We start from the raw sequence: 15593 nt of genomic DNA, 5'->3' as shown, positions 1-15593 counted from the left end.
TAGATCGATCGCCATTCAGTAACACCATCAGCTTATTACTTTGATAAATTGCCCTTAGCGATCGATAAAATCAAATTTTATTACCGAGATCTTCCAAATTATGAATAAACCCAATTTTTTTATTGCTGGTGCGCCCAAATGTGGCACAACTGCTTTGAGTGAATATCTAAGAGATCATCCCAATATTTATATTAGCGAACCCAAAGAACCACATTACTTTACTTTCGATTTTGAACAATATCGCGTAACCAAAACTTGGTCGGAATACTCTGGCTTATTTTCTGAAAGTACCGCAAAACATACAGCAATTGGAGAAGGTTCTGTTTTCTATCTTTGTTCGACTGTAGCTTTAGACAAAATTAAAGAATACGATTCACAAGCAAAGATAATTGTCATGCTACGCAACCCCGTAGACATGATTTATTCTTTTCATTCTCAACTAGTTTTTACTGCTGATGAAAGTGAAAAAAGTTTTGAGAAAGCTTGGAGATTACAAGCAACTCGAAAGCAAGGAAAGCAAATTCCTTCTCAATGCAGAGAAGCCGCCTTTTTACAATACGCCGAAATGGGAAAGCTGGGAGAGCAAGTTGAAAGATTACAAACTATTTTCCCTGCCGAACAGGTCAAAATAATTCTGTTTGAAGACTTTGTTAAATCAACTAAAGATGTCTATGACGAAGTTCTAGAATTTTTAGCCGTACCTAATGACGAACGTACTGAATTTGTAAGAATTAACGAAAACAAAACTCACAAAATGGGTGCAGTTGGTAATTTCACAGCAAAACCTCCTGCTTTATTAACTAACGTGGCTCTCAAAGCTAGAGATATGTTAGGTATTAAAGAACTGGGTATTCTCGATACAATCCGTTCTTTCAATACTAAGGTTGCAGCCCGCGAACCCCTCTCTGAGGATTTGCGAGCCGATATGATGGAAGAGTTTAGTACCGATATCCAAAAACTTGCCCAATTGATCAATCGAGATTTGAGTCACTGGCTAACAGCAAAATCTCTAAATAAGTAACCAACAAAAAGATGAAAATTACCTTAGTAACCCCATCTCTATTTTGTGGTGGAGCAGAAAGAGTTGTTGTTTCTCTAGCAGAAGGATTTCAGCTACAAGGACATCAAGTCACAGTTATTACTGGAACTGAAAAAGATACAGATTTTTATCAGCTTCCCCCAGGCGTTAAGAGAATAGCCTTGGGAATTATGGGCGTATCCAAGAATCCTCTCGATGCGATTAAAAGCAATCTCCAGCGAGTGTCTGCCCTCAGAAAAGCCATTAAGTTAAGCGAACCAGATATTGTCATGGCACACTTAACCGAAACCAATATTTTGACGGTGTTAGCTACTCTTAAAACTAAATATCCAGTTTTGATTACAGAACATTGCGACCCCAATTTAATCTCTTACGGTAAATTCTGGGAAACTCTCAGACGTTTTGTATATCCCTTTGCTACCAAACTAGTTAGCGTATCCCAAGGAGTAGAAGACTATTTTACTTGGTTGCCTAAAAGTAAAAAAGAAGTAGTATATAATCCCTTTTTCGTATCCAAAAATGCTAGTTCCGAAATTGAAATTCCTACAGGAGTTCATAGCGATCGCAAATGGATTATGAGCATGGGGCGTTTAACCAATCAAAAAGGTTTTGATATTTTGCTCAAGGCTTTTGCCAAAGTCGCGCCCCGATATCCAGACTGGCAGCTAATTATCCTGGGAGAAGGAGAACTTCGCAGGGAATTAGAAGAACTAAAAGCCGAATTAAATTTAGGAGAGCAGGTAGTATTACCAGGAAGAGTCAAAAATCCTTTCCTATTAATGGAACGCGCTCAATTTTTTGTGATGTCTTCTCGTTTTGAAGGATTTCCCATGGCTCATGGCGAAGCAATGTTATGTGGATTGCCAGTAATTGCCACAGATTGTCCTAGTGGACCAAGAGAGCTTGTCAGAGATGGGGTTGATGGTATCTTAATACCCAATCAGGATGAAGTTGCATTAACTAAAGCGATCGAGCGTTTAATTACAAACCCCGAAGAAAGAGAGCATTTTGCTAAGTCTGCTCCTGAAGTTGGCACTAGATTTAGTTTGGAGAAAATTATCCAAGGTTGGACTGATTTGAGTCAGAAAGCAATCCTAGAAAAACATGGTAGGGGAGGAAAATAAAATGTCTCAGCAACGAATTGCTTTTTTTCTGCCCAATTTATACGGTGGGGGTGCAGAAAGAGTATCAGTAAACCTACTTAAAGGTATGGTTGACAACAAAAACCTAGTCTTAGATTTAGTATTAGGTATAGCTGAAGGTTCTTTTTTAGAGCAAGTGCCAGAAGGAGTCAATATTATTAATCTTCAGTCTCCACGGGTTGCTACTGCTATATTGCCATTGGTTAAATATTTAAAAAATACTCAACCAGATGCTTTATTATCCCATCTCGGTCATGCTAATGTGATTGCTCTATTAGCTAACAAGCTGGCGGGTTCAAAAACTAGATTGGCAGTAGTAGAACACAACACTTTGTCTGTAGCCGATGCCACTTCCCTCAGGGCAAAGGTAACACCTTGGTTTATGGAGCGTTTTTATCCCAGTGCCGATGCCATTATAGGAGTTTCCGAAGGAGTTAGTGCTGACTTAGAAAATCAATTGAATTTTGCCCCAGGCTCCGTCAAAACCATATACAATCCAGTCATTAATGAGGAATTACTCGCAAAAGCCAATACTCCTGTTTCCCATCCTTGGTTAAAGTTTGGAGAGCTACCTGTTTTTTTAGCTGTTGGGAGATTAACTGCTCAAAAAGATTTTGTTAATTTGATTAGAGCCTTTGCTTTGGTTAGACAACAAAAAGCTGCTCGACTAATAATTTTAGGTGAAGGAGAATTAAGAAGCGAATTAGAAGAATTGGCTAATACTTTAGGGGTTAAGGATGATATCGATTTGCCAGGATTTGCTGATAATCCCTATGGCTATATGAATCGGGTAACTGCATTCGTGCTATCTTCTCGCTATGAAGGATTGCCTACTGCTTTGATAGAAGCAATGGCTTGCGGTTGTTCGGTAGTATCGACCAACTGTCCTAGTGGTCCAGAGGAAATTTTGGCAGGAGGAAAATATGGTTATTTAGTTCCCATTCAAGATAGTAAATCTTTATCAGAAGCCATGTTAAATGTCTTAGACAAACCAACATCTAGAGATACTTTGCAACAAAGAGCTAAAATATTTTCAACCGAGCAGATTGTTCCTCAATACCTCGAAACCTTATTAGATTATAAAAAATAAAATTAAATAACTATTAATAATTAATTAAAGATAATGAGTAGTTTAACTCGGCACACTAATAAACAAAAAACCAACTTCCTGATTAATTACCAATGTTTTGTGGCAGTAGCGGCAATATTGGTCTTTTTTAGCAAACTAGACGGTGTTTTGACTGCTTATGGTATAGGAATACCTTTATTGTGGGTGATTGGATTTCTGTTTTTGGCTGTACCTTTGTATCCATCAATCTTCAAAAAATTACCATACTTGCCTCGGTCTATTTTTGTTTGGTTTGCTATTTATCTGGCAATGACATCCATTGTAGTATTAGCTATGCCTAGTTCTTCTGCTCCTATTCAGCAGATTATGGAAGATCAGATTAGATCGATGATTTTTATCAGTTTGATGTTGCTTATTTTTTCAGAACATTCTGTAGTTCAACAATTTACTAAAATTAGCGTTTTAATAGTCACATTCTTCAACGTTTTTCTGTTGACAGCTCAATTTCTCAAACCAACAATTTTACAAGAAGTTCAAGACGTACCAGGAAGAGCTGGTGGTTTTTATATTGACCCGAATATGGCAAGCTGTGGTTTAAATATGGGCTTGATTTTCACAATTGGTTTAATTAAACCAAAATATCGTTTGATTTATGCTTTATTTGTCTTGATAGGTAATGTTGCAACTTTTTCTCGTGGTGGTATCGCATGTTGGTTACTAATTGTCTTGCTATTTATGGCGGTCAAAATTATTCCTGTCGCCCAATTACCAATATTAATAGTTTCAATTTTGGTGACAGCTACAATTGTTTCGGCGCAAGTTGATAATTTGTCTTATATCAAAACTCCTAATGGGGAAGAAATATTTAATGAAGGAACGATTGAAAGGATTAGAGTTATAGCCAATCCTTTTGCTGAAAGTGAAGAAATAGTAGAAGAGGAAGAAGATTCTCGTATTCTATTATTGGAGTTGGGTTGGCAAAAGTTCACCAGTAGTCCTATCTTTGGTAGTGGCTTGGGTAGCGGGGAACACGAAGGAATTAAACCCGATTCGGATAAAGCACCGAGATCTCACAATATTTATCTCGACCGAATGATTGAATATGGATTTTTGGGAATATTTATCTATCCTCTATTAATTTTGGCTTCTGTATGGCAGGCCCAAGGAGAACATCGAAAGTATGCACTTGTTTTTACAATTTATGCTTTGATTTGGGGCATATTTAGTCATACAGTCTTTACTAATTTTTTCATTTTGACGTCGATCGCTTTTATGGCAGTTTTGAGCAAACAAAGTAGAATCGATCGCGCCCTAGAACAAGACATAGTAACTAAGTATTAGATGTATTTACACCAGATTTAGCACCATAAAAATCATGAAAATAGTTTACTTGACTACTGGTTTAAACATGGGTGGGGCGGAAGTCATGCTCTATAATCTTTTGTCTAAGATAGATCGAGACCTTTTTGAACCGACAATTATTTCATTGATGGACAAAGGGGTTTTCGGAGAACAAATCGAACAATTAGGCATACCCGTTCATAGTGCGGGAATGTTGGTAGGCAAGCCAAGTTTAGCATCAGTTAAAAAGGTTGTAGGTTTAATTAAACAAGCCGAACCAGATCTGATTCAAGGTTGGATGTATCATGGAAATTTAGCAGCACAGTTTTTCAATTTCGTTAGTGGCAAAAAGACTCCTGTCTTGTGGAGTATTCATCATTCCCTTCACGATTTACCTTCAGAAAAACCTCTAACTCAAGGAATCATTCGTTTTGGTAGTTGGTCTTCTAAATACGTAAGTAAGGTGGCTTATGTATCAGAAAAAAGTCAAGGTCAACACCAAAAAATAGGTTATGACCGTGAAAACAGTTGTGTTGTACCTAATGGTTTTGACATTTCTAAATTTCAACCTTCTGCTGAAATCAGACAAAAGTTCCGTCAGGAATTGGGCATATCTGATGATACTTTTTTGATTGGGTCTTTGGCTCGATATCATCCGATGAAAGACCATGCCAATCTATTAAAGGCGGCTAAAGTATTGTTGGCAGAATATCCTGATACTAAGTTTGTTTTAATTGGTACTAATGTAGATAGTGAAAATTCGGCTTTAACCGATTTAATCGCCGAGTTGGATATTAGTAAAAGTGTGTATTTGTTAGGGCAACGTCGAGATATTCCTCAAATTACACCAGCTTTAGATATTTTGACTTCTTCTTCTGCTTTTGGCGAGGCATTCCCCTTAGTGATTGGAGAAGCAATGGCTTGTGGAATTCCTTGTGTGGTTACGGATATTGGCGATTCTGGTTGGATTGTGGGAGATACAGGAAAGGCTGTTCCCCCGAAAGACCCGAATGCTTTAGCCCAAGGTTGGAAAGAAATAATTAATTTAGAGCCAGATGCTAGAGCAGAAAAAAGTCAAGCTGCCCGAAATAGAATAGTAGAAAAATTTGCTTTAGATTCTATTGTCAAGGAATACGAACATATTTATCAAAGTGTAGTAAATTAATTAGATTGATTCAATTAACTCATTGATAAATTTATCAAATAAATAATGTCGAAAAAATTAGATTTTATTGCAGTTGGCCCTTTTAAAACTGGAACTACCTGGATTTATGATTATTTGATTAATTATGAGGGAGTTGCATTGCCCACCAAAGTCAAAGAAACTTTCTTTTTTGATAAGAAATATGATCAGGGTTTAGATTGGTATTATTCTCATTTTACTGATATTCAAGAAAACCAAAAAGTGGGAGAAATAGCTCCAAGTTATTTTAATTCAGAGTCAGCACCCCAAAGAATTTATGATTTCAATCCTGAATGTAAAATTCTGGTAACTTTAAGAGAGCCAGTATCTCGCCTCGTATCTTTTTATTCTCATATGAAGCAAAGAGGCAGAATTGAACCAGAGGTTAGTTTGGCAGCAGCATTGCCTGACAAGCCAATTTTACTAGATACTGCTCGTTATTATTTTCACTTATCTAGATGGATTAAAGTTTTTGGTTCAAACAATGTTGAAGTTGTTTTTTTTGAAAAATTAAAAGAATCTCCCAATAATTTTGCTTTGGAAATATTAGATAAGTTGGAAATAGAAGCGGAAAATGTATCTTATGACTTATCTAAAAGATCGAATGCCAGTCAAGCTCCAGTCAACCATAGTATTTCTAAATTAGTCTATTCTGGAGTAAAACTTTTGCACAATACTGGTCTACATAAAATAGTAGATTATGGTAAGCAATTAGGTGTAAAGCAGCTTCTCACTAGCAAGAAGCAAAAAAAATCTCAACTAAGTCGAGATGAATTTAGTGAGATTTTTAATTTATGCAAGCAAGATGTATTGATGTTAGAAAGTGAATTAAACCTCGATCTTTCCCCTTGGAAAAAAATATGGTTAGAAAAAGGAATTAAGATTGATTTCTTTAGCTAGGATGTATCATCAATAATTTAAAATTTAGCTTTAGAAAGGATTTTTCAACGAATCCATAGTTTCTAAAGTTTTTGTTTTTACATTTTTAATATCTCTCTTGCCAAAGATGAATTCCCCGATAATAATCTCTAAAAGAGAGCAAAAACCGAGCAGTATTGGAAACCAAAACAGGGCAATAATTGAATTTGTTAAAAGGGCTTCCGAGCTTTTGTTTAATATGCCAATTGCTGATAAAACAGTCAAACTTAGACCGTGAAATAGATATATAGAATAAGAGTATTTTCCACTGGTTTGGAAAAAATTGCTGAGAGGTAAATTAATTCTTCTTGATAAAAATGCGTAGCACACCAAGAAAGTAGAGCAGGAAAATAGCAAAGAGAATAGGATACTTTTGCCAGAAAAAGAAAGCACTGATAGGGGAGATGTTTCGTTAATGCAAAACAAATAGATTAAGAAGCTTAATAACAGAGCATACTTGGGTAAGGCTTTAAACGAATCAATTTTTGCCAGAATGAATCCTAAAAGAAACAAGAAAATGTTTTGGAAAAATAATCCTCTATAAGCAAGAGTTTTAACTGGATTGACTCCCAAACTCAATAAAGCAACATTTAATAAAATAAAAGTAGTAACTATTATTAGCACACTTTTTTTAATATTAAGCTTACGAAAGTAGAGGAATAATAAGGGCGCAACAAGATAACATTGAATGATTGCAGGAATAAACCAGGGCGACTGTGGATTAATAAAATCCAAAGCAAAAAAGGCTAATATACTAGTAGGGAGACCAAGAAGAATAAACTTAAGCCACAATAAAGGGTAAAGTCTGGTGAGACGTTTTTGGAAAAAATTTAGTACAAAATTTCTAATATTATGAGTTGGATTGTCATGGCGTTGCAAAGATTTATAAATGCCATAACCACTTAATAAAAAAAAGATGGAAACAAATCCATTACCGTATCCCGTCCTCAGCTGAGCAAAAACATTGAGAAAGTGACCGACATATACAAAAAAAATAGCCAAGCCTTTTAAATAGTCCGTTGCTTCCCTGCTATTTCGAGAGTTCATCATACATTTTTATATTCTTAACATAATTTAAGATGTAATTATATACTTTATTTGCCATCCCATAACATCACTGAACTATTTATAAATTCCAACAAAGCTCCATATAAAACCTACAATTAATTTGCCTATATAGACTATTTTGGATCGATGAAGAAATCAAATTCAGGGATTAAACTAGAGTTGGATACTACTGAAGAATAAAATTTTAATAACTAATAAATCTCACTAAAACTATGAGTAGATTAATTAAAAGCACTGTCGATCGCCTGGCTGCTGCGATCGCTTTATTGTTGTTTTCCCCGTTGATTTTAATTTTGGCAATTTTAATCCGAGTAAACTTAGGCAGCCCCATATTTTTTACCCAACTTCGTCCTGGTAAAGACGGCAAAATTTTTACTTTCTACAAGTTTCGTACTATGACAGATGCAAGGGACAAGTCTGGTAATTTCTTACCCGATAGCGATCGCATGACTCCCTTTGGTTCAATAATTCGCAAAACTAGCTTAGATGAATTGCCCCAATTACTCAATGTTCTCAAAGGAGATATGAGTCTTGTCGGACCCCGTCCTTTGTTACCCAAATATCTCGATCTATATACCCCAGAGCAAATGCGCCGTCATCAAGTTTTACCAGGTATTACTGGATTAGCTCAAACCAACGGACGTAATACTCTAGGTTGGGACGATAGATTTAAGATGGATGTTGCTTATGTGGATAATTGGAGTCTGTGGCTAGATTTGAAAATTTTATTTGCTACCGTAGAAAAGGTTATCAAAAAAGACGGTATCAGTAAGGAAGGTCACGTAACCTGTACTGAGTTTACAGGCTCTAAGGCTAATTCTCAGGATGGAGTAGAAGTTAATCCTATAGAGGCATAGCATCGGTATATTCTATCAACAACTCCTCATCAGTTAAATATCGATCGACTGTTTGGGGAGTCCACAGCAATTCAAATTTCATTAGATAATCTTCTCGCATCGAAGAGAGTTGAAGTAAAACTTCTTTGAGAGTTTCTGAATTATGAATTTTAGCAAATAAGGCATTGTCATCAGCCGTACCAAAGAGCAAAGTGACTACAACATAAGCAGGAAAACCCGACTCATCATGATTACGAGCTTGTCTGGTTTCGATCACTCCATCTATATTGCTGAAACTTTCTCCACTAAATTTACTTCTTTGGATTAAAGACAATCGATCGAATTCTTGTTCTGCTTGACTGATATCTAAAGAATGAGAATTGGCTAAAACGTGAGTCCAATTAAGGTCGTTACGTAATAATATTAAGGCAGATTCTCGCATCAACTCCATTAATCCCTCATCGCTACTGGTATCTACCCTAGTACTCAATGTCAATAAATCTTGTTGAATCTTTTGAGCCTCAGAAGACAAAACGATTTGCAATAAAGATACTGTCACGCGATCGTTATCTCTTTCTTGGGCAATTTTTCTCTCCGCCTTGCTCGAAGAATCAGAATTCGAGCCAAACATTTGACGAAAGACATGAAAGAGAACAAAAATTAGCCCCCCCAAAAAAACTAAGATAAAAATTGAGATAATAAAATTACCAAAACCAGAGCTTCCTCTACTATGGGTCGTGCCTCGATGATAGTAGGTAGGGCTAGAATGTCTGGGATAAGTGCGATCGCGTTCTCTATAAGTAGAATCTCTTTGATCATAGCTACGACTGGGAGAGCTTGACTTGCGTTGATTAGAGTTTCTGCTGGGAGAACTTTTTTGAGAGCGAGATGGTCTGCTTTTGAAAGATCCCCCTCCACTGCGCCCGCCACTTTTTTTAGCAATTAGATTGGCAGATTGAATAATCTTCCCGTTCAAAGTTATAGAGGTAAAACGATCGCTGGTTTTCGTCTGGATCTTACTAGCCAAGACGGTTGGTGAATGATGAGCAATAGCGATCGCGATTGAAGTCGCCAAAAATAGTTTAATTTGATTTTTTTTTAACACAATTATACATAGCAATCAATTAAAGAAAAATTTTTAATTAATTGCTTCTCCCTGGGGTTAATCTCTATTTATAGTTCCCAATTGGAAGTAGTTAATTTGAAAAAATATAGTTGTGTCGCCCTAATTATTGGCTACATTGGGGGAAACAATTGAGATTTTCCATTTTCCCAACTCACTAGTTTGAAATGCTACTTTGCTACCATCTCCATTAATTGTAGGATTAGCACAAGAACCTTTAACATTGGCGGTTAATAACTCCGATCTTTGAGTAGAGCGATCGTAAAAAAAAATATCGGTTTTTCCTCTTTCCGTAGAAACGTAGGCAATATAACGTCCATTTTCACTGAGTGCGGGTTGATCTTGACTAGAGTCACGACGATTTAGATTGGGTAACGACATTAACTTCCTGTTTTGTAAATCGTAAAGAAAAATATCTCTAGGACCACGACGATCTGAAGCAAAAGCTAGATAGCGACCATCCGAACTATAAGTGGGGTATTCTTCTGTGGAGTTACTATTGATACCTCCCGTCACAATTTCTGGTTGAATTAGCAAGCTGGAAGTGCAACTGCTAATTAAGAGCGGACTCAAAATAAATAGCAATCTAAAAATCATTGACTAGAAGCTTTAATATAAATTGGTTTTTATCGCTTAAATTTTTGCCCATCTATAAGGTGTTGCAAGCTACAAAAAGTTCTCAGAAATATAGTACTCAAAATTAAATTTTAGCTACTCAATTTTACCAAGGTCGATTAATATTACTTATCTCTAAATGTAAAGATACTATAAAGATACTATATAAATGTTTTAAATGTTTTACTCAGCATTTTTACTTATTTTTGTTAAAAGAAATATTACAACAAGTACTAATAGCAAGCATCTCTTTAAAATTAAGTAAAATGAATAAGATTGTTTAAGTAAAAATACTGGTTGTCATGTAAAATTATGTCTAAATTACAAAAACTTACGAATTTCGTATTTTTATCAACTAATGTTGCACACTGAACGTCCCTCGAAACCTCTATCTAACCTCCTGATATATAGTCGAACTTCTCGCATGATTATCATCTGGTTGCTAATCATTGGAGATATCATCGGTCTGTTTGGCTCTATATATGTAGCCCTTCAATGGCGTTTATCTGAGTCTCTAGATTGGGGAAATCCCCTATTGTATGCTCTAGTGGGAATGTACTTATTTGGACTTTATCTAACCGATACCTACAAATTAAACCGACAAGTTTCGGGAGTTAGGTTATCCGAAAGAGCTATCTTAGGCATTGTTTTAACTGTCACCATAGTCACCTGTGCTATTTATATCACTGGATTGTGGGGCAGCGAACCAATCGTCGGTAGGGGAGTTTTAATCATTAGTGATGCTATTTTTTCTGTTTGGGCTGTCGCTAGTAGAACTCTGGTTGATCGCTGGCTCAAAGCCAACCATCAAACTAGCCGATTTTTAGTTTTGGGAGACTATGATAAAGTTCTGGCTTTTAGCAGCAAACATCGCAAACTCAACAACGAAGCTATAGAATTTGTTTCTTTCTCCGAACGTTATGGAAAAAGAAATAATAGACCTGAGATGGCACGTAATAGTGGTGGAAATTCTCTGGTATTAAACAGCGTCAAACCTTTAAATACTGTCTGGAAGAAGCAATATTGGTCGGGAATTTTGATTGATGGTGCAGAAGGTCAACTATCTAAAGAAATGGTTCGCGAGTTGATGGATATGAGACTCAAAGGTATTTATATTTATAGCTTGGCTGATTTTTGCGAACAGTTTTGGCAAAAAATCCCCCCCGCGTATATTCAAGATGATTGGTTCGCCTTCACTTCTGGGTTTAATATCTTACACAATCGAATTAAAGCTAAATTAAAACAAGCTTTTGATATTTTGGCAGCAGCAGTATTGCTAATTGCCACTTTTCCTTTGACTATTCCCACGGCGATCGCGATAAAACTGACTAGTAAAGGACCAATCTTTTATTCTCAGGTAAGAACAGGACTTAATGGTAAAACATTTAAAGTACACAAGTTCCGTTCGATGAATCAAAATGCTGAAGCAAAAGGAGTTCAGTGGGCGAAGAAGAAAGATCCTCGCATCACCACTGTGGGTTCTTTTATTCGGTTGACCAGAATTGACGAACTACCTCAACTTTGGAATGTTTTCAAAGGAGAAATGAGTATGGTTGGTCCTCGTCCCGAACGTCCTGAATTTGATACTCAGCTAAGAGAGGAAATTCCCTATTATGATTTTCGCTATTTAGTCAAGCCAGGGATCACTGGTTGGGCGCAAGTATCCTATCCTTATGGTGCTTCGGTAGAAGACGCTTATCAAAAAGTGGCATACGATCTGTTTTATATCAAAAATTATTCTCTTTGGTTGGATTTAACCATCGCCTTCAAGACTTTGAGAGTAGTAATTTTAGGTAAAGGAAGATAGATTAATACGCCAAATTCAAGCAGCTACTTACCGATACAAAAACGGCTAAAAATACTTTCTAGGACTGATTCGGTGACTTCTTCTCCCGTAATCTCTCCTAGAGCTTGTATTGCTCCCCTAAGATCGATTGTCCAGAAATCTAAAGGCAGCCGATCAACCACGGTTTGTTGGACTTGTTCTAGAGCTACTTGAGCTTTAGTTAATGCGGAAGCTTGTCTTTGATTGATTGCCATTTCCGAGTCGGCAGCCGTAATTTTACCTTGGGATACCAGACTGAGAATGGCTCTTTCCAAGCGATCGATTCCTTGATTATTAGCAGCACTAGTAGTAACTACGGTGGAAATCTCTTCAGGATAAGTAATTGTTTGGGGAGAAGCCAAATCTGTTTTGTTGATTATCAAGATTAAAGGTCGATCTTTGACCTGTTGGTATATTTCTTGGGTTGCTTGGGTCCAACCCGCTATGGCATCAATAGTCAATAAAACCAAATCTGCTGCGGTGGCGGCTTGGCGCGATCGTTCGACACCAATCTTTTCTACGGTATCGGTAGTTTCTCTAATTCCTGCCGTATCGAGAACTTTTACAGGAATCCCCCCCACCACTAAAGTAGATTCAACGACATCACGGGTAGTGCCAGGAAGTTCGGTGACAATAGCGCGATCGCTTTTGCTCCAAGCATTGAGCAAACTAGATTTGCCTACATTAGGACAGCCAACAATAGCAACTTTTAAACCACTGCGTAATAGTTCTCCTTGTTCGGCAGTAGCAAGAATAGTAGTTACTCGATCTAACACATCTTCTAACTGTTGCTTAACTTCAGCTTCATTTAGAGGGGGTAAATCATCTTCAAAATCAATTCTGGCTTCTACCTCAGCTAAAATATCTAAGCAAATTCTTCGCAAATCGCGAATAGGACTGCCGAGTTTACCTTGCAATCCTGCTAGGGCAACTTGAGAAGCTGCTTTAGATTGAGCATTGACTAATTCGGCGACACTTTCTGCTTGGGTTAAATCTATTCTGCCATTGAGAAAAGCTCTCAGAGTAAATTCTCCTGGTTGGGCTAATCTCGCTCCACTAGCAATACATAGCTGTAAAACTTCTTGGACGGCGATAATACCTCCATGACAGTGTAACTCTACCACATCCTCGCGGGTATAAGAGCGGGGTTGCAACATCAACAGTAATAATGCTTCGTCTACTACTTGTTTGGTGTGGGGATGGCGAATATAGCCGTAGAGAATGCGATGAGTCGACCAATCTTGATAACCAGGAGTTTTAAACAAAACTTTGGCAATATTGACTGCATTCATTCCTGACATACGGACAATACCCACGCTACCCTGGCTTGGTACAATAGCAGTGGCGATCGCCACAATGGTTTCTCCCTGAATCAAAGACATGAAATTTTTGGCACAAATTATAATTAATGGTCTGATAATAAGGTTAAGGGGCAAAGGAGGTTAATTTGAAAAGAGAGCGACAATTCATTTAATATGTAACTTTAATTTAGATACAAGATTTGGTTATGAACAAAGCAGTAGTATTACTTTCAGGAGGCTTAGATTCGGCCACTACCGCTGCAATAGCGATTGCTGAAGGATATCAGGTAATTGCTCTTTCTTTTCGTTACGGTCAACGTCATTATAAAGAGCTAGAAGCTGCGAAAAAAATCGCAGAAGCATTGGGAATTCAAGAACATTTTGTGATTGATGTCAGTTTATCCCAGTGGGGAGGCTCATCATTAACGGATGAATCGATAGATATTCCCCAAGATGGTATAGAACCAGACATTATTCCCTCTACTTATGTGCCAGGACGTAATACAGTTTTTATTGCGATCGCTTTATCTTTGGCTGAAGCTAAAAATGCCCAAGCCATATATCTGGGAATTAATGCTGTAGACTATTCTGGTTATCCTGATTGTCGTCCCGAATATCTTCAAGCTTATCAGCAGTTAGCCAATCTTTCTTCCAAAGCAGGAATTGAAGGAAATACACCTCAATTGATTGCTCCCCTGGTAAAAGATTCTAAAGCCGATATAGTACGTCGCGCTTTAAAGCTCAACGTACCGATTGCAGATACTTGGTCTTGTTATCAAGGTGAGGAGATACCCTGTGGTTTGTGCGATTCTTGCCGTATTCGCGACCGCGCTCTTTTGGAAGTTGGACGTGTTGATTTAACTAGTGCTGTTTTTTTAAATAGTAACTGTCAATAGTTTCTAGTCGGATTCCTAATAATTTTATTTATATTTAATTTTATCTGTAAAAACAATCAACGCATTCTTACTTCCCTCTAGTCATTAAATAGGGGTAATAGACATACTACCCCCTTGGGGATAGTTAAGAGTTTTTAGCCTTAACTAATTCCTTGAACAAAAGCCGAACCGCTTTTGCTGCTATTCTCATACGCACCAAACGGATAGGTTTACCCGTTGCCTTTTCGCGATCGCAAATTTCCCCCAAAGATTGACCGATTTCATTTTTTGGTCGATTACGCTTAACTTCTATTCTGACAAAGATCCACTGCCATAAAGCAATCCTGCATAAGTCAGATCCGCCAATTATCTTTTTGCTCTCTTTATCCCCTGAACTGTCGCCCGTGGGGGCAATACCTAAAGCTTTCTCGAACCTTCTGCGGGATAGATAACGCTTGGTAATGTTGCCTGAGTTTCTACCCCTGCGATAAATGGTTAATGGTTTACCTTCATCGGTTAGATAGTTTTCTAGTGGGTAAATCTGGCTTAATATCATCCCCTGTATGCGATCGCCAAAACCAAAGCGATCGAATACTTGGCGGTAAACATCAAACCTAGAATCAGTCATCAAAAAGGTTAATTTATCTTCAATCTCAATTTCTTCTTGATGGAGATGAATCAACCTTTCGGCGTGGTAAACTACCGTAGAAGAGATACCCAAGCCAACGGAGTTTAAAAGCAGCTTTTCGTACTTTTTAGACTCCGTTGAACCCCCAAGCCAACGTAAAGCTAAACTGTTTTGCGTAAATCTAACTTTAGCCATTTCGGGAAATTGCCAAGCTAGATCCTGTCTTAAGCGATTGACTATCGGGGACTGGCAACGGTTCAAGTGGGCTAGTCTTAGAACGAGTTCGCGAATTTTAACTACTATTGGTTCTCTGATTTGGACAAATTTGCGATCGCTATTTAAGTGATCGAAACCGTAACAAGCTAGTGCCAAGGCATCAGCTTGATCGTCTTTATCAGGCAACTCTAGGGTATTTTTGCGATATGCCCTCAGTTGGGTATGTCCTACTAGTCTTACCTCAATCCCAGCCCTAGCTAATGTTCCTGTACGTTGGATTGCTGAAGCTCCAATCCCTACTGGTATTTATGCTACTAGAACGGCTGTGTGTGGTGGTGGTGGTTTGCCTTTTACTCCTCGAACCTATCCCACTAATAATTTATTAATCCAAATATGAATCATAGCTAATGATAA

Annotated in this window: 15 protein-coding genes; 10 read left to right on the top strand and 5 right to left on the bottom strand. The window is 37.5% G+C overall.

Annotation, left to right across the window (positions count from 1 at the left end; translation table 11 throughout):
• Positions 1 to 100: 100 nt before the first annotated feature.
• The 6 genes from I4641_RS10600 to I4641_RS10575 are packed head-to-tail and all read left to right on the top strand — an operon-like array spanning position 101 to position 6674.
• Positions 101 to 1021: a sulfotransferase domain-containing protein gene (locus I4641_RS10600; RefSeq protein WP_229640491.1), complete on the top strand. Its 921-nt coding sequence runs from the start codon at positions 101 to 103 to the stop codon at positions 1019 to 1021.
• Between the two features lie 11 nt (positions 1022 to 1032).
• The gene (locus I4641_RS10595; protein ID WP_229640490.1) at positions 1033 to 2163 is read left to right on the top strand and encodes a glycosyltransferase family 4 protein; all 1131 of its coding nucleotides are present in this window, start codon (positions 1033 to 1035) and stop codon (positions 2161 to 2163) included.
• Between the two features lies 1 nt (position 2164).
• Complete coding sequence (locus I4641_RS10590) at positions 2165 to 3271, top strand: glycosyltransferase (protein ID WP_229640489.1); 1107 nt, start codon at positions 2165 to 2167, stop codon at positions 3269 to 3271.
• A gap of 33 nt (positions 3272 to 3304) precedes the next feature.
• The gene (locus tag I4641_RS10585) at positions 3305 to 4591 is read left to right on the top strand and encodes an O-antigen ligase family protein (protein ID WP_229640488.1); all 1287 of its coding nucleotides are present in this window, start codon (positions 3305 to 3307) and stop codon (positions 4589 to 4591) included.
• 34 nt (positions 4592 to 4625) lie between these two features.
• The gene (locus I4641_RS10580) at positions 4626 to 5756 is read left to right on the top strand and encodes a glycosyltransferase family 4 protein (RefSeq protein WP_229640487.1); all 1131 of its coding nucleotides are present in this window, start codon (positions 4626 to 4628) and stop codon (positions 5754 to 5756) included.
• Between the two features lie 45 nt (positions 5757 to 5801).
• Positions 5802 to 6674, top strand: coding sequence for a sulfotransferase domain-containing protein (locus I4641_RS10575; protein ID WP_229640486.1), 873 nt, complete (start codon positions 5802 to 5804; stop codon positions 6672 to 6674).
• A 30-nt stretch (positions 6675 to 6704) separates the two neighbouring features.
• On the opposite strand, the gene I4641_RS10570 is transcribed toward I4641_RS10575, so the two are convergent.
• Positions 6705 to 7742: an acyltransferase family protein gene (locus I4641_RS10570; protein WP_229640485.1), complete on the bottom strand. Its 1038-nt coding sequence runs from the start codon at positions 7740 to 7742 to the stop codon at positions 6705 to 6707.
• 230 nt (positions 7743 to 7972) lie between these two features.
• Here I4641_RS10570 and I4641_RS10565 point away from each other — a divergent pair, with 230 nt between their 5' ends.
• Positions 7973 to 8617: a sugar transferase gene (locus tag I4641_RS10565; protein WP_229640484.1), complete on the top strand. Its 645-nt coding sequence runs from the start codon at positions 7973 to 7975 to the stop codon at positions 8615 to 8617.
• Here I4641_RS10565 and I4641_RS10560 read toward each other — a convergent pair.
• Positions 8604 to 9671, bottom strand: coding sequence for a DUF1517 domain-containing protein (locus tag I4641_RS10560; protein WP_229640483.1), 1068 nt, complete (start codon positions 9669 to 9671; stop codon positions 8604 to 8606). The two genes, I4641_RS10565 and I4641_RS10560, sit on opposite strands and share 14 nt — an antisense overlap.
• Before the next feature lie 150 nt (positions 9672 to 9821).
• On the bottom strand, positions 9822 to 10316 hold the full coding sequence (locus tag I4641_RS10555; protein ID WP_229640482.1) for a TolB family protein: 495 nt from the start codon (positions 10314 to 10316) through the stop codon (positions 9822 to 9824).
• Between the two features lie 376 nt (positions 10317 to 10692).
• On the opposite strand from I4641_RS10555, the gene I4641_RS10550 reads away from it, so the two are divergent.
• A complete protein-coding gene (locus tag I4641_RS10550) occupies positions 10693 to 12141 on the top strand; it encodes a sugar transferase (RefSeq protein WP_229640481.1) in 1449 nt (482 codons plus the stop codon).
• A 23-nt stretch (positions 12142 to 12164) separates the two neighbouring features.
• On the opposite strand, the gene mnmE is transcribed toward I4641_RS10550, so the two are convergent.
• Complete coding sequence (gene mnmE, locus I4641_RS10545) at positions 12165 to 13541, bottom strand: tRNA uridine-5-carboxymethylaminomethyl(34) synthesis GTPase MnmE (protein WP_229640480.1); 1377 nt, start codon at positions 13539 to 13541, stop codon at positions 12165 to 12167.
• A gap of 125 nt (positions 13542 to 13666) precedes the next feature.
• On the opposite strand from mnmE, the gene queC reads away from it, so the two are divergent.
• Positions 13667 to 14356, top strand: a complete 690-nt coding sequence (gene queC / locus I4641_RS10540) for a 7-cyano-7-deazaguanine synthase QueC (RefSeq protein WP_229640479.1) — start codon at positions 13667 to 13669, stop codon at positions 14354 to 14356.
• A gap of 124 nt (positions 14357 to 14480) precedes the next feature.
• On the opposite strand, the gene I4641_RS10535 is transcribed toward queC, so the two are convergent.
• Positions 14481 to 15395, bottom strand: a complete 915-nt coding sequence (locus I4641_RS10535) for an IS110 family transposase (protein ID WP_439655340.1) — start codon at positions 15393 to 15395, stop codon at positions 14481 to 14483.
• Between I4641_RS10535 and I4641_RS10530 the strand changes: the two genes are divergently transcribed.
• The gene (locus I4641_RS10530) at positions 15379 to 15576 is read left to right on the top strand and encodes a hypothetical protein (protein WP_229640477.1); all 198 of its coding nucleotides are present in this window, start codon (positions 15379 to 15381) and stop codon (positions 15574 to 15576) included. The genes I4641_RS10535 and I4641_RS10530 overlap by 17 nt on opposite strands.
• The last annotated feature ends 17 nt before the right edge of the window (positions 15577 to 15593 follow it).

The sequence above is a fragment of the Waterburya agarophytonicola KI4 genome (assembly GCF_020640915.1).
Taxonomy (GTDB): domain Bacteria; phylum Cyanobacteriota; class Cyanobacteriia; order Cyanobacteriales; family Xenococcaceae; genus Waterburya; species Waterburya agarophytonicola.
The sequence above is the reverse complement of the archived record's forward strand: the minus strand, read 5'-3'. Positions and strand labels throughout refer to the sequence as shown.